Below are 19,482 nucleotides of genomic sequence, written 5' to 3' on the forward strand. Positions count from 1 at the left end.
AGTTGTTCATCCAGCGCTGTATTTTTCTGCCTGCCGCGTCGAACGCCCCGGTAACTCTAGTCGGCGTGGCAGCAGGCAACGATCTTTTGAACGAATCTACGGCGCCGGGCTTCGAATCTGCATGCCCGACGTTTTCCAGTCGTGCTGGAAGAAGGAGGCAGGACTATGAATGAGGTGGATATGAACGAGCAAGCGCCGCAACAGCAAAATCAGTCCGCAGAGTCGATTAACCGCAACGATCCGGCAATCGACCCGCAAACACCGGGGCAAACCAAGCCTGCACCGGCCGAAAAAGGACAGGCGGACAGCGCTGCTGCCGAGGTCGATCAGAAGCAGCATCACAATGACAACAGCAACGACTTCAGCCCCGGCTTCAAGCCTGACCCTGACCGCCCTGAACCCGGCGAGAGCACTGATGCCGATATCGACACCGATGGCGGTTGATCGGCAGAACGCAAAAAGGCCGCATCGACGGATGCGGCCTTTTTACTGCCCGACGTTTTATTTGCTCGGGTGTTTGGCTTGCAGCTCTTTGGCATGGGCCAGATGTTTTTCCAGCGCCGGCAGCATTTTCTGCGCGAACGCTTTCAACTCAGTGGCGCCTTTGGTCTTGTCATCGGTCACGGTATTCGCCTGTTTCTTGAACAGCTCGATGGTCTCTTCGTGAGCCTTGACCTGATTGTTGGCGTAGGCCGCATCGAAGGATTCATCGCGCATATCGAGAATCTTTTCCTTGGCCTGCTTGACCAGGGTGGTGGTGTCCGGGACTTCGATGTCGTTGGCTTTGGCAATCGCCGCCAGCTCATCGTTGGCCTTGCTGTGATCAGTGATCATCTGGTTGGCAAAGGCTTTGATGTCGGCAGACTGGCTTTTTTCCAGAGCCAGGCGACTGGTTTCGATTTCAGCGATGCCACCGGCGGCGGCGTGATCGACAAAGTCGTTGTCGGTCGCGGCAAAGGCGCTGCCCATGCCGGCAGACAGTGCAACAGCCAGAGCGAGATGACGCAGGTTGAATCCGTCCATTGGGTATCTCCACGCAGGTTTTTGTGAGCGTTATCCAATGGAGCGAGCGCGGGCGCCAAAGGTTTTATCGCATTTACGACAGGGCGACGAACGGCAACCGCTGGTCTGACAGGGAGTCGACAGAAGCCATCGCCCAAGGCCATGCTGATAACGAGTCAGCGCATCGGTCGCGCTGGTTGTCGATCAAACTGATGGAGGTGTTTCATGCCGGTTTCACATGATCTGTATCAGGACCTGGGTTGCAGGAAGGAAGAGATCGAGCAAAAACGCTCCGAGGATCCGAAGCTGGATTCGCTGCTCAACAAGTATTTCGATGTCGATAAAGCGGTCGTCGAGGCCGAGAACGCCCAGTCAGATGCCCCCACTGACGACGAGCTGAAAAAGCTCAAAGAGAAGCGTGTGATCGTCAAGGAACAGATCGTCGCCCAACTGGCCGGGCAGCCGCTGACGGGACAGTAATCACCCGACCCGTGGTCATTTTCTCAAGGGAACGGCTACGGCCCACGGCACCTCCAATGTGCAGAGTCTGCAAACCATCGACTCGTTGCGAGGTGCCTCATGAATGACCCCAAATTCCCCAGCGAAGAGCAGGGCGGCTTCGATCCGATTCCAACCCGACCTGAACCGAACAGCCCGGCGCATACCACTGCGCATCCTGAAAAGACCGTGAAAGAACTGCCGGAGGATGAAGATCCGGACAAGTTCGACAGATCCAGCAACTGACAGACCGCGTTCGCGAGCAGGCTCGCTCCCACCTTGAAATACGTTTTCCCTGTGGGAGCGAGCCTGCTCGCGAACGCGTCAGTCCATTACATGCAAATCCCCCAGGTTCACTTCAGGGCCGAATCCAACCCCAACCTCCCCATATGTCTCGCCTTCAACGATCCAAAATACAACCACTGCCCATACTCGCGCACAGTGGTAATCGGCGAGTAATTGCCATCGCTCGCATCCTGCAGATTGGCAATCACCTTGCCGTCCAGATCGAGCCCGAGGACAAAGCCGCGCTTCTCCACAGGCTTGGGCAAGACCGTCAACGCCCGCACGATCATCTTGCGCAAAAACGGATGTTCAGCCGTGCCGTCGAGTAATGCACTGCGCGGCGCATACAGCGCTACCCAGAAACGATTGCTGCCATTGAACGAGAGGTTGTCCGGCAGCCCCGGCAAGTTGTCGATGAACACGTCATTGGTGCCTGCCTTCGGCCCGCTCAGCCAGTAGCGGCTGATGCGGTAAGCGCCGGTTTCATTGACCAGCACATAGGCCTCGTCCGGGCCAAGAGCGACGCCGTTGGCGAATTGCAGCTTGTCGAGCAGCACGCTGGTCTTGCCGGTCTGGAAGTCGTAGCGCAGCAAACGCCCGTCGGCGCCGTGTTCGATGATTGCCTCACCGTCCTGACCATAGCCCCAGCGGCTCGAGGCATCACTGAAATAGGCGTAGTGGCCTGACTTGTCTATCGCGACATCATCCGTGAATCCAAACGGCACGCCGTTGGCCTCGGTGGTCAAAGGAATCATTTGCCCCTGCGCATCCAGCGACAGCAAACCCTTGACCGCATCGGCAATCACCAGCATGCCGTTCGGATGACGGGCCAGGCCCAAGGGCCGGCCACCGGTGTCGGCCAGGACCTTACGCTGCGTGCCGTCGAGGCTGCTGCGAATCAGCCTGCCGTCATGTAACCCGGTGATAAGAAAATCGTCCTCCAGCAGCAAAGCTTCTGGACCCTCGATGTCGCTCGGCCCAACCTTCACCAGACCTTTCAAGCGCTGGTTATCCGCGTAGATGCCGTCTCGCAACGAGGGCGCCGGTGGCGGTGTCCAGGCCACCGGTTCGACTTTGGTCGGCAGCAATAACAGCAACGCAATAACAACGATGATCAGCAGGAACAGCCCGTGGCGTAATTTCACGCGCTGGCCCTCGCCGCGCCAATAAACTGCGCAGCCATGTCGCGCAGGGCGAGCATGGACGCGGCAGATTCGCGCTCAATGCGCCGCTTGAGCAACAGGCGATTGGCGAGACGCATGAGCAAGCCGTCGAAGCGATATTCCAGCGTACGCACGAAGCGCGTACCGCCAGCCTCCGCGGAGCACTCGTAAGTCAAGCGCAGGGCCAAACCCTGATCACTTTGCGCACGTGCGCACCAGCGCCGGCCCGGCAGATATTCAGTGACCTCCCAGCGCAAATGGCCGGCACGTCCGCCGGCACGGATGTCTTCTTCAAAGCGCGCACCGGCATGCAGCGGGCCTTGCGCGCCGTCAATCTTCAATGAAGAGGGATGCCACTCCGGCCAGTGCGTGACGCTGGCGGCATAGGCCAGCACGGCGACCGGTTCGCCGGCGATGTCGATCTCGTGCTGCATGCGCGTCATGGGCATTTTCGAATATCTCAAAGGGGCGGGTTCCGGCTCGCGATAAAGCGTGCCGAACAGGTAGTCCATCAAGGGCAGAACGATGTTGAAATTGCGTTCCTGCATGCGCTCGCGGCGGTGATGCAATTCATGCAGACGGCGCATCTGGCGAATCCACGGCAAACGGCTCAACGGGTTTTGCGGCGGCAGATGTTCGCAGGCGTGGAACACTTCGTAGAGCAGATAACCAAGCACCATGCACCCGGCGAACAGCCCGGCGACATTGGCGTTGACCTGCGCGAGCAGCCACCACAGAGGCAGGGTGATCAGCAGCGTGTGAATGACGATCAGCCAGGCTGGAAACAGAATCACCCGCCAGTCCCGCGCGCTGTCGTAGGTCATGTGGCCGGGAGTGAAAAAGCTGTGATGGTCGCCGGCATGCCGGGCATAGAACATCTTCGCGAAGGACTTTTTCTGATGACCGAGATGGCGATGGACCATGTACACGCCGAAGTTGAACAACAGTAGGGTCAGCGGCACGGTCAGCCATTCCAGCCAGTTCACTGACTGCACCGTGCGCCAGAATGCGGCGATAGCGAGAATGCCGAACAGCAATACAAACGCGCCGTGCAGCCACGGGTTGTACAACGGATGAATGGCCGCGCGGTAGCGGCTGCGAAATGCCTCGGTGGTCTGCCTCAACGCTTTCACCTGCGGGTATTGTTGTTATACCCGGCAGATTAGCCGATCCGCTGACTTGTGCAGAGCGAACCTTGAGGTCACAAGCGCCATGCTCTGGACTGGCGCTGTCAGGTCAGCTCAACGGGTTCCAGCGTTGCGACCAGTCATCATCGGTGCGGATCACTTCGCGCAACAGATCGAAGGCCTGTTGCAGCACTGTCGAGTCGCGATCACGGGAATACACCAGGTAGGTCGGATAGCCGAATTCCGGCGCTTTGGTGACGGCTTCCAGCGCACCGGTCTCCAGATACGTGCGCACAACGCGGGTGCGGAAATAGCCGCTGCCGCCATGCTCAAGGATGTATTGCAGGGCCAGCGGGCCAAGGTTGAAACTCAGCGCGGCTTTGGCTTTTTCCGGCAGGGCGGCGTCGTGCTGGCGGCGGAAATCCGGGCCCCAGTCGATGTAGACGTAAGGTTCGGGACGCTCGGGCGCACGAACCAGAATCAGCTTTTCTTCCAGCACTTGCTCGACCTGCAAACCTGGCCAGTATTCGGGTTGATAGACCAGCGCGGCATCGAGCACACCGAGTTCGAGCTGCCGCAACAGATTTTCGCCGTCGCGAATTTCCATGCGCAATGCGTGCCCGGGAATTTTCTCGCGCAGTTGCGCCGCCCAACTGAGCATCAACGGGTTGCACAGGCTGACCTCGCCACCGATGTGCAGAACGTTGTGATAACCCTCGGGCAGCGGCAAGTCGCGGCGCGCGGCTTCCCAGGTCTGTACCAGTTGATTGGCGTAGATCACGAACGCTTCGCCATTGGCCGTCAACTTCGCCCCGGCACGATTGCGCACGAACAGCGTGCTGCCCAACTGGCTCTCGAGTTTCTGCACCCGCGCGGTAATTGCCGTCTGCGTGACGAACAGCTTCTGCGCAGCGGCGGCGAGACTGCCGTGACGAACGATTTCGAGGAAGGTGCGGGCGAGGTCGATGTCCATGGGGGCAAGGCCGGTTTCTGGAGGTGGCGCACATTGTAAGTCAAAAGCCCCTCACGCTAGCCCTCTCCCAGAGGCTGATCGGGTTTTCTCTTGTAATGCATCACCTGGGGAAATCGTGTCAGTTATGGATTCACCGCTTGAATTCATGTCGCTGAAAATCCCGAATATCCCCCATTCAGTTCCCTCTCCCTGGGGAGAGGGCCAGGGTGAGGGGCAAACAGTCACCATAAATTCAACTGGCCAACTCGGTCCGCTCCACCAACCCAACCCGCGCCCAATCCTCTACCAAGCGCGCCGGCGTGCTACACACTCTGCGCTTGTAAACGAAATGGCTGCATTTCTCGGCAAAGCGATTGCGGTCATGCAGCATGTCTTCCTGCATTTGCTCCAGCTCAGCTTCCCGGCATCGACGGATCAGCGCCTGATCGATCCGCGACTTGCGCTCAAGTACCGCTGCATACGTTGGGTCAGTCAACACACCGTTGGCTCGTTGTAACAGCCACAGGGAAAACTCGTCCGGGCAGCGTGGGCCGATCTCCTGAACCATCCCCAGTTGCCAGGCTTCAACCGCACTGATTGGCAAGCAGGCCTGGGTCAATTGCTCGGCCAGTGCCGGGCCGACGGCGCGGGGCAGGCTGTAGGTCCAGTATTCGGAGCCATACAGGCCCATGCTCTTGTAGTGAGGATTGAGGACGATATCGGCCCGGGCAAACACGATGTCCGCCGCCAATGCCAGCATCACACCGCCCGCACCGGCGTTGCCGGTCACGCCGCTGACCACCAGTTGCCGCGCGCTGAGCAATTCTGCGCAGACGTCGTCGATTGCCTGAATATTTGCCCAGGCTTCGGCGCCGGGATCCTGCGCGGCTTGAATCACGTTCAGGTGCACGCCATTGGAAAAGCTACCGCGGCCGCCCCTGATCAGCAGCACTCGGGTGTCCCGAGCCTTGGCCCAACGCAGCGCCGCGACCAGACGCTGGCACTGCTCGGTGCTCATCGCGCCGTTGTAGAACTCGAACGTCAGTTCCCCGACATGCCCGGACTCACTGTAGCGAATCGGCTGATACGCTTCGTCGCTGAACGGCTGTGTGGCGATCGACCAGTCCAGCACTGGCACAGGGTTGAGCTGTCCGGCCAGCACATGCCGCGCCGGTTGCTTGAAGGTTTCCTCACCGGGTTGAGGTTTGCGCCGCAGCGCGCCGATCCACAGGCTCTGGTCGCCAGCGGCCACCAGCACGGCGTCGTCATGTACCGCAAGGATCTCGCCGGGCAACCCGCTGCGCGAATCAAGGTGCGCGTCATACAGGTAATACTGCCCGCCAGCCAGGCTGGCCAACACGCCCGGCTGGCCGTCTGCCGCGTCGATACAGCGCTTGATGAAGCGCGCGCAGTCGTGCCAGCTGAAGCTGCGATCAGCCTGTTTCATGTTCGGTTGCAGACGGCCACGCACGCTGGGGTGGGTGTAATCCAGCTCGACCGGCTGAAACCCTTCGACGAATTTTTCCACCACCTCGCGGATGCACACCATCGCCGCATCGCTGACCCGGCCGTTGTACAGCTCGGATTTGCGCAAGCCCACCGGCAGATTGAATTCGCAGGTGGCCCACACTGGGCCGGCGTCCATTTCCTCGACTGCTTGCAGCGCGGTGACACCCCAGACCGAGAGTTCGTTAGTGATCGCCCAGTCCAGCGCACTCGCGCCGCGGTCGCCAACGATGCCGGGATGAATGATTACCACCGGACGCCGGGAATCGCTCCACAGCGCCTGTGGCACTCGGTCCTTGAGAAACGGGCAGATCACCAGGTCGGCGCCGCTGTGCTCGATCTGTTCACATACTGCAGCTGCGTCGGTAAACAGCACCACGCTGGGCGAGTGTCCGGCCTGGCGCAGTTCCAGCCAGGCCCTTTGCGTCAGGCCGTTGAACGCTGACGCCAGCAAAATGATCTTGAGCGATTGCATGAGGATTCCTCCTTGAATGAGATCGGCCGCAGGCTCCCGGTGAGCCTTCCGTGGCTGTCGATGGAGCGGGGAGAGTACGCAGTGCTTGCACGTACACAGCTGACCGAGGTCAAGGTTGTGTCAGGCAAGGCGTCAATTCAGGCGCTGAAATTTCCGTTTAAGTCCTACGGAAACAGGCGTGTTTTGATCAGATGCGTGGATATTTCTGACGACTTTTTCAGGTTGGTCGTCGGACGCTGGGTCTATAGCATCAGTCGTGACATTGAAGTCATCGAGCGCACAGATCGCTCTGGACCCGGACAAAGGATGGAATATGCGAATCCCGCTGATTGAAAGCCATACACCTGCTTACTCCCCTCGCCACTACTGGCGCGACGATCGCGCCAGATGCCCCTCGGAGGACGTCGCCATGCCGACCGTCAAACCGCCGCGGCTCACGGGTTTGAAGAAGCTCGAGGGCAAGCCTCTGGAGTTGCTGTTGCGCGGGCAGGACACCGGCGACGACCCGATGCTCGTCCTGCGCTGTACAAACGAAGGGTTTGAGCTGCCCGATGTGGTCAACATGATTGCCTCCTCCGAGCTGTACCAGCAGGGCGAGATGGTCAAACGCATCACCGGCAGATCCGTGAGAACCGTGCGCCGTCTGCTCAAGGAAGGCGCGCCGGTGCGCCTGGACACTCAGCAGAGCATCATCGCCTGGCAATATGCCGCGGCCCTGGAACTGGCCATCGAAGTGTTCGGGCGCCAGGCCAAGGCCGAATCCTGGCTGGAGCAGCGCGCTACGTATTTCTACGGTTATGTGCCACTCGATCTGGTTGGACATGCGTTGGGGTTCAGGATGGTGGAGGAGTATCTGAACCAGATCAAATACGGGGTTTATCAATGAATCCCTTGCCCTGGGATGATCGCTGGTACGCCTGGCGGCTGGATCGCGCGGTGTACAGCGAAACCTGGGACAGCGGTCTGGGTTCGAAACGGGACGGCGGCCGCTGGAATACGCCTGGACGGCGAGTCGTGTACGCGTCAGTCGATCCATCCACGGCGATTCTTGAAGTAGCCGCCCATGGCAGTTTCGATGCGCTTGATCAGGAACCTTATGTGTTGACCTGTTTTGAAATTGCCCACCAGGCTCGCGTCAGAATCGTGCAGCCGGAAGACGTGCCCAATCCGCATTGGCTGAACCCGATAAAAACCTCACCCAACCAGCGAAAGTTTGCCGACGCGCTGTTGGCCGAACACCCATTTATTCTGGTGCCTTCGGTGGCAACACGGCACTCGTGGAATTTACTGGTGAGCTGCGATCTGGCGGAGGGTCAGTTTCGAATGGTTTCGCAAGAGCGGTTTGGGCTTGATACGCGGTTGTTGCAGGAGGTTTGATCGCACGCTCAGGGAGTGAGGATTAGAGCGGACACCATCACTGCTGTCAGTTGCTTGAACGACAAATCCCGCCACACGGGCGGGATTTGTGTTTTACCAGGCTGCTTCTTACGAAGGGAACAGCTCGGACAGTTTCATCGACAGCATCATGTCGCCTTCAACGCGCAGCTTGCCGCCCATGAAGGCCTGCATGCCGTCGGTTTCGCCGCTGACGATGTCTTTCAGGGTCTGGCTGTCCAGCACCAGCGTGCAGTTGGCATCCGGATTTTCACCTTCCTGGATGTCGCAGGTGCCGTCTTTGACGATCAGTGCGTATTGCTTGTCTTCGTCGGTGATGTTGAAACCGAAGACCAGGTCCAGACCGGCAGCGGCGGCTGGGTTGAACTTGGCTTGCATTGCTTTTACGGCATCAGCTACGGAGGTCATGGTTCGATCCTTTCTTGGTCATGGGAGCTGGGTGGTTACAGCCAGGGTCACAGTAAGCCGGACTCAGCGAAAAGTGATGAGTTCCGGGGCCTTCAGCAGTTGCAGGTGTGCGTGACTGTTGAAGGAAGCCAGAGCCACCTCGCGACCGCGGAACTTCAGTTGGTTGAGCGAGGTGTTGACGATTTGCCAATTCAGTTCAAAGGCCTGTCTGGCAGGCATTTGCGTGATCAGGTGGAGCAGGGCCGTAATGGTGCCGCCGGAGGTGAACACGGCGATTTTCTGGTTTTTTTCTGCCAGATCGAGAATACGGTGCAGGCCGGCCTGGACCCGTTCGACGAAACCCAGCCAGCTTTCCAGCCCCGGGGTGTCGTAAGTGCCGGCGAGCCAGCGTTCGACGATCAGGGCAAAGATGCGCTGGAATTCACCGCGGTTCTGCGCGGCGTTGCGCAGGATGTCGAGGGCTTCCGGCTCTTGCGGCAACATGGCCGGGAGCAGGGCGCGGATCACCGCGTCGGCATCGAACTCGTTGAAGGCGGAATCGGTTTCGAGGACAGGGACCGGCAGGCCTCGGGCACTGAATTGTTCCAGTGCACTGGTGGCGGTGTGCTGCTGGCGGCGCAGATCACCGGCAATGCAGCGATCAAAACGGATGTCGAGGTCGGCGAGGTGCTGGCCGAGGATTTCTGCCTGACGCACGCCGGTCGGCGACAGGACGTCGTAATCGTCCGCACCAAAGGAGGCCTGGCCATGTCGTATCAAGTAGATGCTGCCCACGTCCGCGTCATCCCGGTACGTTGAAGGTCAGGCGAGGTTATGGGGATGGCGGAGAGCTGTCAATGAAAAAACATACGCTTGTTTGAAATGCCCGTTACAGGCGTGTTGCCAGAGGTTTCACGGCTGGCCGACGAGCCGGCGCATGGGTATGCTGGAGCCATTCCGCGTGTATTACATGATCACGCATTGCTTTGAGGAGTCTCTGTGGATTTTTTCACCGAATACGCCAGCTTTCTGGCCAAGACCGTCACTTTGGTGATCGCCATTCTGGTGGTGCTCGCCAGTTTCGCCGCGTTGCGCAGCAAGGGCCGACGCAAATCGGCCGGTCAGTTGCAGGTCAGCAAGCTCAACGATTTCTACAAGGGGCTACGTGAACGCCTTGAGCAGACCCTGCTCGACAAGGATCAGCTCAAGGCATTGCGCAAGGGCGAAGCGAAAACCGAAAAAAGCGCGAAAAAGCAGAAGAGCAAGCCTGAGTCCAAGTCTCGGGTATTCGTGCTCGACTTCGACGGCGATATCAAGGCTTCCGCCACCGAGAGCCTGCGTCATGAGATCACCGCACTGCTGACGCTGGCCACGCCGAAGGACGAAGTGGTTCTGCGTCTGGAAAGTGGCGGCGGCATGGTGCACAGCTACGGTCTGGCGTCATCACAGCTGGCGCGAATCCGCGACGCCGGCGTGCCATTGACCGTGTGTATCGACAAGGTAGCGGCCAGCGGCGGCTACATGATGGCGTGCATCGGCGACAAGATCATCAGTGCGCCGTTTGCCATCCTTGGGTCGATCGGCGTGGTTGCGCAGTTGCCTAACGTCAACCGCCTGCTGAAGAAGCACGATATCGATTTTGAAGTGCTGACCGCCGGTGAATACAAACGCACTCTGACCGTGTTTGGCGAAAACACCGAAAAGGGCCGCGAGAAGTTCCAGGAAGACCTCGACATCACCCATCGGTTGTTCAAGAACTTCGTCGCCCGTTATCGCCCGCAACTGGCGATCGATGAGGTGGCTACCGGTGAGGTGTGGCTCGGTATCGCTGCGCTGGAAAACCAACTGGTGGATGAGCTGAAGACCAGCGACGAATACCTGGCGCAGAAGGCCAGACAGGCCGAGGTTTATCATCTGCACTACGCCGAGCGCAAAAGTCTGCAGGAACGCATCGGCATGGCCGCCAGCGGTTCGGTGGATCGTGTGCTGTTGAGCTGGTGGAGCCGCCTCACCCAGCAACGCTTCTGGTAAATGAGCAGGCATAAAAAAACGCCGGTCAATGACCGGCGTTTTTATGTCCGCAATAAACCCGCAGGCTTAGCGCCGACGAAACAATGGCAGCGGTTCGTCACTGGCGGCCTGGTATGTCACCGAGAAGTCCTTGAGACCTTCCAGTGCTTCGTACGGGTCTTTATCCGCGCGAATGGCAAAGGCGTCGAAACCGCAGCGATGCATGTAGAACAACTGGTCCCGCAGTACATCGCCAATCGCGCGTAGCTCGCCTTTGAAACCATAACGGTCACGCAGCAGACGGGCATTGGAGTAACTGCGGCCATCGGTGAACGCCGGGAAATTCAGCGCGATCACTTGAAACTCACCTACGTCTTCACCGATTTCTTCGGCTTCTTCGTCAGCATCCAGCCACACGCCCAGACCGCCGTCGCGGGCCTTGAGCATGCGGCTGTGCTCGCGCCACAACTGCAGAGGAACGATCAGATCGTCGCAGTTGCTGATCTCATCGATGTTGAAATCCTTCGGCAGCAGGTGCCAGGTCTCGTCGACGACTTCGTTGTTCTTAATGATTCGCTGCATAGACGCGTTCCTTGAAGAGGTCGATGCCAATACGCTGATAAGTGTCGATGAAGCGCTCGTCTTCGGTACGTTGTTCGACGTACACGTCAATCAGCTTCGAGATCACGTCAGGCATGGCTTCCTGTGCGAAGGACGGGCCGAGGATCTTGCCCAGGCTCGCATCACGGCTGGCGCTGCCGCCGAGTGAGACCTGATAGAACTCTTCGCCTTTCTTGTCCACGCCGAGGATGCCGATGTGGCCGACGTGGTGGTGACCGCAGGCGTTCATGCAGCCGGAGATGTTCAGGTCCAGCTCACCGATGTCGAACAGATAATCCAGGTCATCGAAGCGACGCTGGATCGATTCGGCAATCGGAATCGATTTGGCGTTGGCCAGCGAGCAGAAGTCACCGCCCGGGCAGCAGATGATGTCGGTCAGCAGGCCGATATTCGGCGTGGCGAAACCTTGCTCGCGCAACTCGCCCCACAGGCTGAACAATTGGCTCTGCTCGACGTCGGCGAGAATGATGTTCTGCTCGTGGGATGTACGCAGTTGACCGAAGCTGTAGCGGTCGGCCAGATCGGCGACGGCGTCGAGCTGCTTGTCGGTGATGTCGCCCGGGGCAACACCGGTCGGCTTCAACGACAGCGTCACGGCAACATAACCCGGCTTTTTGTGCGCCAGGGTGTTGCGGCTGCGCCAGCGGGCGAAACCTGGGTGCTCCTTGTCCAGATCGGCGAGTTGCGCGGTCTGGTTGTCGAGGACCTTGTAGTCCGGATCGACAAAGTGCTTGGCGACGCGATGCAATTCGGCTTCGGTCAGCGTGGTCTGGCCACCGCGCAGGTGCTCCATTTCCGCATCGACTTTCTGCGCGAACACTTCCGGCGTGAGGGCCTTGACGAGGATCTTGATCCGCGCCTTGTATTTGTTGTCGCGACGGCCATAGCGGTTGTACACACGCAGAATGGCGTCGAGGTAGCTCAACAGGTCCTGCCATGGCAGGAATTCGTTGATGAAGGCGCCGACCACCGGGGTACGACCGAGGCCACCGCCGACCAATACACGGAAACCCAGTTCGCCAGCGGCGTTATAGACAGGTTCCAGACCGATGTCATGCACTTCAATGGCAGCGCGGTCACTGGTCGAACCGTTGACGGCGATCTTGAACTTGCGCGGCAGGTAGGCGAATTCCGGGTGGAACGTGGTCCATTGACGGACGATTTCGCACCATGGCCGCGGGTCGATCACTTCATCGGCAGCGACGCCGGCGAACTGATCGGTGGTGACGTTGCGCAGGCAGTTGCCGCTGGTCTGGATGGCGTGCATCTGCACGGTCGCGAGTTCGGCGAGGATGTCCGGGATGTCTTCAACCGCCGGCCAGTTGAACTGCACGTTCTGCCGCGTACTGATGTGGGCGTAGCCCTTGTCGTAGTCGCGGGCGATCTTGGCCATCATGCGCACCTGGCGCGAAGTCAGCTGACCGTAAGGCACGGCCACGCGCAGCATCGGCGCGAAACGCTGGATGTACAGGCCATTTTGCAGGCGCAGGGGGCGGAATTCTTCTTCGCTCAGCTCACCTGCCAGATAGCGTCGGGTCTGATCACGGAACTGCTTGACGCGGTCCTCGATGATCCGCTGATCGTACTCGTCGTATACGTACATATAAGTCCTGTTCTCAGGCTTGGGCTTCTCGGAAAACGCTGCGTTTTCGCTTGCTGGAGTCCGATGGTGCCTCTGCAATTCTGCGCGCACGGCCGCGCACTCCGTCACGGAGCCGGGGCAATATACCCGTTTGCAGTTATGCGCAAAAGTGATGTTTGAGTATATGTAAAGAACCAAATCGCCTAACGCGAATGCCGGTCATCTAATCCACATTTGTCGTGCGGACAATCATCGTCTTAACTGTGATCGAGTCTTTGTGCAATCACCGATAAAACCGACAAGAGGCGATGCAATGAGCAACCCGACCAAAGCCAGGAAAAGCGACAGCAGCGTCGACGCGTGGGCCATTTTGTTCCTGATCATTCTCGTTGTAGGAACAGCGGTCTTCTGGGTCAGCCATCAGTAAATCAGCGTTCCGGGCCTTTGTTCCAGGGCCCGGATAGCTTGAGTCAGCGCCTTGCCTGGTGCCATCACACCCCGGCCAGATACAACACCAGTTTGACGATGGCAAACAATGTCAGGCCGAACACGGCTGTAAACAACACGCCGAGAATCACGAAGTGGCTGGGTTTGCCGTGGGTAAAATCCCTTTCCCGGTTCTTGCCGCTTTGCACGCCGAACGCTGCTGCCATGACGCTGTGCACCATTTGCCAGAAAGTCGGGGGGTTGTTGTCGACTGGATCGTCCATAAATCCCTCTGCGAAAAATCGTCCCCCCAAGCATAGTCAATCAGTGTGGTCGCGGATGCCACGTTACAACTTTTGCGCATGGGATATATCCATGTACCGCCGGACAGCTCGGCGTCAGTGATGTGCTGTCGCTCCACTAACAGGAGCGATGTATGTCCACCGATTCAGACATTTCGACAGTTACCGAACGCCCCCTCAAACCGGCGGCGTCCGAGAGCCTCCACGCACCTTGGCTCGAGTCAGTGATGCCGCGTTGGCTGATCCAGGCGCCGGTGCGCAGGAAGGCTGAGCTCAAGCAGGCGCAGACAGCATTCCCCCACTGGTACACGAAAGCGACGCCGGCCCAGCGTCGGCTGGTGAATACCAGCTACAGGATGAGTTTCATTGCTCAGACGAGGCTGGACCGATCGATGTCGACCTTCAAAGACATCGAGACCTTTGCCCGGCCGCTACTGGCGCAGGCGCTGCAACAGCGCTACGAGGTCGCCGTGGATCTGGACAACACCCTGTTGTGCCTCAGGCGGCCGATACGAGCTGGCGTGCTGGGTGAGGAAATCGGTTCCTTCGAGGCATTGACGCTGCCGATGCTCCAGGCCGCTTTGCACAATTTCGAAAGTGATGAATGTGCTTACGGCGCGTTTCACAGCAGCTCTGGTTTCGCAACCGCAACCGCCGTAAACGGTGCTCTCAAGGCTGTTCCGGTGAATGTGTCGGTCAGGAACTACCTCAACCTCTGCCGGGAACTGGACATCGGTGCCCAATACCAGGCTTATCTGACACGGTTCTTCCATCCGGTCGACCCGGCTGCGGAAGCGAAGTTGCGTCGGCATTTCATCGCCAGTCAGAAAACGGCCATGCGCGCGGCAGCCGAACGCGCACTGTTGACCAAGGATATTCAACCTGAAGATCACGCGATGATCCTTTCGGTAATCAACGGCAACAGGCACCCCCGAATCGGCGACAAGCAGGTATGGTTTCAAGACCTTGGCTTGATGCGGCACAGGCTGGTCGGTTGTGTGGTGTTCAAGATCGCGCAAAAGTATCACCCGGTGGACGCGGTAATCCTGTATGTGCCCAACGATCCGGAACACCCGCTCAAGCGCTATACCGGGACGCAAATGCAGGACACCTTCAAGCGCCTGCTGAGTGCGCGCGATGCGCAACAGGCGGACAGCACGGCACCCACGTCCTATCAGCGTTTCTTCAGTCAGTTTTTCCCTTATGAGAAGCGTCCGTATTACTTCAGTCAATTCGTAAAGTCTGCTGATGGCGCATCGGATTGGCTATCGTCACCGTGGCGCAAAATTCTGCAGACAACGTTGATTTTCGTGGAGATATGGAAGACTTCACCCAAAAACCAGAAAATGGTGGCGGATACCGACCCTTATGTGGCTGTTTCGTTGATGCCGCACCTGCAGGTATATCCATGGGCGCGAAATAACGATCTATGGGCGTACTTGTACGAAAAACACCGTGACAAGGTAATCAATGATGCTCGTGGTCACGCAGTGCCCACCGCGGACGTTGATGCCAAGGCGCGCGATGCCAAGCTGTCGGGGCTGCTGCAATTCGGTCTGCTGGCGCTGAACATGGCGTCCATGTTCGTTCCGGTACTGGGCGAAATCATGCTGGTTGTCATGACGGCCCAGTTGCTCTACGAAACTGTCGAAGGCGTGATCGAGTGGAGCGAGGGGGACAAACACGCCGCCAGGGCGCATCTCGTGGATGTTGCTGAAAACCTTGCGCAGATCGGCGTGATGGCCGCCGCAGGAGCAACGTTCAACCGGGTGACAGCCGTTAAACCGGAGCCGGTGATCGACGATCTGCATCCGGTGACTCTGCCCACTGGCGAGAGGCGCCTGTGGAGGCCTGCCTTGCGCGGTTATGAGCAAGAGCTGATGCCTGGCAAGTTGTCGCGGCCCGATACGCTGGGGCAGTACCGGGTCGACGGCAAAACCTGGATGCGCCAGGGCGACAAGCTATATGAGCAGATGTTTGACCGCTCGACCGGCCAATGGCGGCTGAAACATCCCACCGATTCTCTCGCTTACCAGCCCATGCTCAGCCATAACGGCCACGGTGCCTGGCGCCTGAGCCTGGAGCAGCCCATGGCGTGGGATCGCTTGACCCTGCTGCGGCGCATCGGGCACCTCACCGATGGTTACTCCGATGACACATTGCTGGCGCTGGCCGATATCAGCGGTATCAGCGATGGCGCCCTGCGCAAGATGCATATGGATCAGTTGCCACCGCCCCCTGAACTGCGAGATGCCATGCGCCTGTTCGATGCCGATGCGCAGGCGCGGCAAATGGTCGAGCAATTGCGCGGCGCCAGGCCCATTGACGAGCACTACCTGTATGCAGTCCCGCTGATCACCGAGATGCCCGGATGGCCGTCCGATCGGGTTCTGGAGATGTCAGCTGATTCACATGGCGCAGGGCCGGTTATCCGCTATGGTGCGCAGAATACGCTGCCCGGCTCCAGCCACAAGCCCGCTATCCGCCTGACACGTACGCAGGTGTTGAACGGGGAAATGCCGGCGCGGATTCTGGCGGCATTGCAAGAGCAGGAAATCAACTATCTGCTGGGGCGAACGGCTGCGCAATTTCGCCCGGCGCGGCCCGATGAGTTCGGCAAACAACTCGCCGAGTACGCCTATACGCGTCAACCGGCGATTTTTGACAGTCTTTATCGGGGCACGGAATCGTTGCCTGCGCCCGCGCGCATTTTGCAGCGCGAATGTCCCGGTCTCAGCGATGTGGCTGCCCAGGATGTAATCGAGCATGCTTCGGCGCACGAGCTGGCCCGAATGGATGCGACCGGGCGTTCCCCTTTGAGAATGCTTGAAGAGGCTCGCTGGCATGCCCGCCATGGTCGCCAGGCCCGCGCATTCGCCGGTTTGCACAGCGAAAACCTGGCGTCGGCGGACAGTCGGCGCCTGGCCTTGCACGCTCTGGAACAGCTGTCTGGCTGGCCGCACTCGTTGCGTCTGGAGATTCGTGAGGGGAGCGTGACCGGCACTTTGCTCGACAGCATCGGCGAGCCGATCGCCCCGGTGACACGCTACCTGGTGAAAAACGGACCTTACTATCAAGCGTTCAATGATCACGCCCAAGCATTGAACAGAGTATCGAGGGTGCAGGACAGCTTTTACAGTTCGCTCATGCACGCGTTGCCAGAGGACACACGCTCATCAATCGGGTTGCCTGTGGGCAGCGTCCATGGTCAGCTGCAACAGAAAATAATCGAATCGGCTCACCTCCATCGAGCCGAAGCTGCGCGATTGCTGTCACCGCGTGCAAAGTGGTTCAAACCGCCGGTGCGCGTCGGGGCGCGATTGCTGGGTTATTACGCCAGTGGCCGTGGTACCGGCCTCAATCCATCCCTCGAATCACGCATTGCGCATCTATACCCCGACACACGCCAGGCGCGGGCATTCCTCGCTCGGCAACGCGGCCAGAGTGAAGCGCAGATTCACATCGAACTGGAATCTCGCCGCCAGGACTGGGACGCATTGAACGTTGCACTTGAGCGATGGCAGGCGGCGCCGAGTGATAGCCGCACTGCAACGCACAGGGCGCAACTGGCGCAGACACTTCGAGAGACATGGCGTAATGGTCCGCTGGACGGGCAGGCGGCGGGGGCGTCTCGCCTGACAATCCATTGCGACACGCCATTGCCCGAGCTGGGGACAAGCTTTCCCCACGTGCGCGAATTGTCCATCACCGGCATCGGCATCACCGACGCCAATGCGGATGGGTTTCTGGCGGCGTTCCCGAATGTCACCGATTTAAGGATCGGTGAATTGCGGCGCTATGGTCAGCCCCCCGTGACCCGACCGCTTACCACATTGCCAGAGGCCGTTGAGCGGCTGTCTGGCCTGAGACGTCTGCGTTTCTCTACCGATGCGCCATTGCTGGCGGAGAGCTTTGCGCGAAGGCTTGGTGCACTGACTTCGCTGGAGGAACTGCGCATCGACTACGGCGGATTCGATTCCACCACCTTGCATGGTCTTGACCTGGAACCGTTGACACGACTGCGCGGATTACGCATCGATGCGCCCCACGCGTTGTGGCGATGGCCGGCATACGTTGAACGACTTCAACAGCTCAGACGCCTTGACCTGACACACACCTTGATTGAAACCTTGCCCGACTCGCTCTACAGCGGTCATGAAAGACTCTGGGCCGGGCTTTCGCTGGATTGGTCACGTGTCACCCCAGCAACGTTCCGTCGGGCCTATGAGTATGTCAGCCGCCACTCCGGCCCGCGCGGCCATCTGCTCGATGTGCATCAGATGGTCAGTGATTATTGCCGGGCCGAGCTCGATACCATGGCCGTCGTGCCGGATAGCACCGACCCTTTGCCGCAGGCATTCAACGCGGCCTGGTCAACACCGTCGGCAAGGGTCGCGGCGATCGAGCTGCTTCGGGCCGAACATGAGGCCATCTTCGCCGCGTTTTATCCACCGTCCCTGCGGCAGGGATCACGCTATGCAGCGCCTGCGCGGCGCTGGTCGACAGGGGCCAATGCGGAAATATTGCGTGCTCTGAAAAGCAACTGGCACGGGGCGATTCGTCAGCGCTATGGCCTGGCAGCCAGCGTAGAGCGCTTTGCCTTCGTCGAGCTGCCCGGGGCCACCACCCGCGTCGAGCTTCCGTCGTTGCCGGCCGGCAGTTTCGCCCATGTGCGCACGCTGCGTCTGGGGGGGCTGAACGTGCCCTCCGGCCAGGCGCGCTATTTTATTCGCGCCTTCAGTCATATCGAAACCCTCGAACTGGGGGGAAGTACCTTCACCGAGCTACCTTTTGCGGCGCAGGAGCTGCCCGCGCTGCGTCGGCTCGATGTATCGAGTAACAGAATCACGGTGACGGCGATGGTCCAGCGCCAACTCGATGCCCTGCCACATCTGCTACGACTGAACCTGAGCCATAACCCGCTGGGGCGTTTCGATGCCACGGCCTTGAGCGGGCTCGAGGCCTTGAATCTGCGATCGACGGATCTGCAGGCCTGGCCCACGGGGGCGGAACGTCTGCCACGGCTGTCATGGCTCGATTTGCGAGACAACCGTATCGCGTCCCTGGCATCGCAAGCGCTGGCGCATCCTGACGCGTTGATGAGGACAAATCTGTCGGGCAACGCCTTCAGTGCTGAAGGTGAAGCAGCCTTCCACGCGGCGCTGCAGCGCATCGAGCAGCAGAGGGGGTTGGGCCAGGGCACATTGGCGCGCTTCGCCGCAGAGCCGGTACCTGAGCATTTTCCGCCTTTGGAAACCGGTGCTTCGTTCAGTGAACTGCTCTTGCCACTTCCGCAGCCGGCGCCCATTACTGCCGGCCGCTCAGGCGCTTCTGGGCATCTGCAGCGGTTGGCGGTGATCCTGAACCGCGAACGGGCGCAACGTAGTCTGCTGGTGCTGCGGACACGGGCGTTGAATGACACGCAGATCGATGCGCAGATCAGCGAGTGGCACTTGAGCTGCGAGGCGCTGACCCGTCAGTTGAACGACTGGCTCTACACGCGAGAGGTACGTACGAACACGCTCCTGGTCAGCGCGCAGGTTCGTTCGCTGGTGGCCCGGCGGATCAGCGAGACATGGCTGGATACATTGACGGTGCACCCAGGCAGCGTTGGTCTTGAGCTCGAACTGGCAGGGTTGCAGACCGGAGAACTGCCGACGCTTGTTGTGCAGTTTCCGGGGGTCACGACCTGGATCTGAGCGGTGCAGGGATCACGGCGCGAGGGAGCGCGGGATTTCTCGACGGTTTCCC

General features: G+C 59.5%; 18 protein-coding genes. 8 read left to right on the forward strand and 10 right to left on the reverse strand.

Features of this window, described 5'->3' with window-relative positions; translation table 11 throughout:
- Positions 1–180 precede the first annotated feature (180 nt).
- Positions 181–444: a hypothetical protein gene (locus GXB78_RS02805; protein WP_329514578.1), complete on the forward strand. Its 264-nt coding sequence runs from the start codon at positions 181–183 to the stop codon at positions 442–444.
- A gap of 57 nt (positions 445–501) precedes the next feature.
- On the opposite strand, the gene GXB78_RS02810 is transcribed toward GXB78_RS02805, so the two are convergent.
- Positions 502–1,023 (reverse strand): DUF4142 domain-containing protein, encoded by a 522-nt coding sequence (locus GXB78_RS02810; protein WP_329514069.1) that lies wholly within the window; start codon positions 1,021–1,023, stop codon positions 502–504.
- A 204-nt stretch (positions 1,024–1,227) separates the two neighbouring features.
- On the opposite strand from GXB78_RS02810, the gene GXB78_RS02815 reads away from it, so the two are divergent.
- Together GXB78_RS02815 and GXB78_RS02820 are read left to right on the forward strand one after the other, a co-directional pair.
- The gene (locus GXB78_RS02815) at positions 1,228–1,482 is read left to right on the forward strand and encodes a hypothetical protein (protein ID WP_329514070.1); all 255 of its coding nucleotides are present in this window, start codon (positions 1,228–1,230) and stop codon (positions 1,480–1,482) included.
- A 99-nt stretch (positions 1,483–1,581) separates the two neighbouring features.
- Positions 1,582–1,746 (forward strand): hypothetical protein, encoded by a 165-nt coding sequence (locus GXB78_RS02820; protein WP_329514071.1) that lies wholly within the window; start codon positions 1,582–1,584, stop codon positions 1,744–1,746.
- 107 nt (positions 1,747–1,853) lie between these two features.
- Here GXB78_RS02820 and GXB78_RS02825 read toward each other — a convergent pair whose 3' ends face one another.
- From GXB78_RS02825 to GXB78_RS02840, 4 genes are all read right to left on the reverse strand, one after another.
- Positions 1,854–2,930: an SMP-30/gluconolactonase/LRE family protein gene (locus GXB78_RS02825; protein ID WP_329514072.1), complete on the reverse strand. Its 1,077-nt coding sequence runs from the start codon at positions 2,928–2,930 to the stop codon at positions 1,854–1,856.
- The gene (locus tag GXB78_RS02830) at positions 2,927–4,072 is read right to left on the reverse strand and encodes a sterol desaturase/SRPBCC family protein (RefSeq protein ID WP_329514073.1); all 1,146 of its coding nucleotides are present in this window, start codon (positions 4,070–4,072) and stop codon (positions 2,927–2,929) included. Before GXB78_RS02830 ends, GXB78_RS02825 begins: the two co-directional genes overlap by 4 nt.
- Positions 4,073–4,184: 112 nt before the next feature.
- Positions 4,185–5,048 carry a LysR family transcriptional regulator gene (locus GXB78_RS02835; protein ID WP_329514074.1) on the reverse strand — a complete coding sequence of 288 codons (864 nt, stop codon included), beginning with the start codon at positions 5,046–5,048 and terminating at the stop codon, positions 4,185–4,187.
- A 232-nt stretch (positions 5,049–5,280) separates the two neighbouring features.
- On the reverse strand, positions 5,281–7,008 hold the full coding sequence (locus GXB78_RS02840; RefSeq protein ID WP_329514075.1) for a hydrogenase maturation protein: 1,728 nt from the start codon (positions 7,006–7,008) through the stop codon (positions 5,281–5,283).
- Between the two features lie 12 nt (positions 7,009–7,020).
- Between GXB78_RS02840 and GXB78_RS02845 the strand changes: the two genes are divergently transcribed.
- The 3 genes from GXB78_RS02845 (at position 7,021) to GXB78_RS02855 (ending at position 8,385) form a co-directional block, all read left to right on the forward strand.
- Positions 7,021–7,341: a hypothetical protein gene (locus GXB78_RS02845; RefSeq protein ID WP_329514076.1), complete on the forward strand. Its 321-nt coding sequence runs from the start codon at positions 7,021–7,023 to the stop codon at positions 7,339–7,341.
- A gap of 76 nt (positions 7,342–7,417) precedes the next feature.
- Positions 7,418–7,894: an antitoxin Xre/MbcA/ParS toxin-binding domain-containing protein gene (locus tag GXB78_RS02850; RefSeq protein WP_329514077.1), complete on the forward strand. Its 477-nt coding sequence runs from the start codon at positions 7,418–7,420 to the stop codon at positions 7,892–7,894.
- Entirely contained in the window at positions 7,891–8,385 is a 495-nt protein-coding gene (locus GXB78_RS02855) for an RES family NAD+ phosphorylase (protein WP_329514078.1), read from the forward strand. Before GXB78_RS02850 ends, GXB78_RS02855 begins: the two co-directional genes overlap by 4 nt.
- Before the next feature lie 108 nt (positions 8,386–8,493).
- Here GXB78_RS02855 and GXB78_RS02860 read toward each other — a convergent pair whose 3' ends face one another.
- Together GXB78_RS02860 and GXB78_RS02865 are read right to left on the reverse strand one after the other, a co-directional pair.
- A complete protein-coding gene (locus GXB78_RS02860) occupies positions 8,494–8,811 on the reverse strand; it encodes an SCP2 sterol-binding domain-containing protein (RefSeq protein ID WP_016774477.1) in 318 nt (105 codons plus the stop codon).
- 63 nt (positions 8,812–8,874) lie between these two features.
- On the reverse strand, positions 8,875–9,585 hold the full coding sequence (locus GXB78_RS02865; protein ID WP_329514079.1) for a histidine phosphatase family protein: 711 nt from the start codon (positions 9,583–9,585) through the stop codon (positions 8,875–8,877).
- A 204-nt stretch (positions 9,586–9,789) separates the two neighbouring features.
- Here GXB78_RS02865 and sohB point away from each other — a divergent pair, with 204 nt between their 5' ends.
- Positions 9,790–10,821, forward strand: coding sequence for a protease SohB (gene sohB, locus GXB78_RS02870; protein ID WP_329514080.1), 1,032 nt, complete (start codon positions 9,790–9,792; stop codon positions 10,819–10,821).
- 66 nt (positions 10,822–10,887) lie between these two features.
- Here sohB and GXB78_RS02875 read toward each other — a convergent pair whose 3' ends face one another.
- The 3 genes from GXB78_RS02875 to GXB78_RS02885 all read right to left on the reverse strand — a co-directional run bounded on the left by GXB78_RS02875 (position 10,888) and on the right by GXB78_RS02885 (position 13,713).
- Entirely contained in the window at positions 10,888–11,382 is a 495-nt protein-coding gene (locus GXB78_RS02875) for a DUF934 domain-containing protein (RefSeq protein WP_041478697.1), read from the reverse strand.
- On the reverse strand, positions 11,366–13,024 hold the full coding sequence (locus tag GXB78_RS02880) for a nitrite/sulfite reductase (protein WP_329514081.1): 1,659 nt from the start codon (positions 13,022–13,024) through the stop codon (positions 11,366–11,368). The genes GXB78_RS02875 and GXB78_RS02880 overlap by 17 nt, the downstream gene beginning before the upstream one ends.
- Positions 13,025–13,494: 470 nt before the next feature.
- Positions 13,495–13,713 (reverse strand): DUF2970 domain-containing protein, encoded by a 219-nt coding sequence (locus GXB78_RS02885; RefSeq protein ID WP_329514082.1) that lies wholly within the window; start codon positions 13,711–13,713, stop codon positions 13,495–13,497.
- Positions 13,714–13,865: 152 nt separating this feature from the next.
- Here GXB78_RS02885 and GXB78_RS02890 point away from each other — a divergent pair, with 152 nt between their 5' ends.
- Positions 13,866–19,430 carry a leucine-rich repeat domain-containing protein gene (locus GXB78_RS02890; RefSeq protein ID WP_329514083.1) on the forward strand — a complete coding sequence of 1,855 codons (5,565 nt, stop codon included), beginning with the start codon at positions 13,866–13,868 and terminating at the stop codon, positions 19,428–19,430.
- The last annotated feature ends 52 nt before the right edge of the window (positions 19,431–19,482 follow it).

The sequence above is a fragment of the Pseudomonas moraviensis subsp. stanleyae genome (assembly GCF_036283065.1).
GTDB classification, from domain to species: domain Bacteria; phylum Pseudomonadota; class Gammaproteobacteria; order Pseudomonadales; family Pseudomonadaceae; genus Aquipseudomonas; species Aquipseudomonas stanleyae.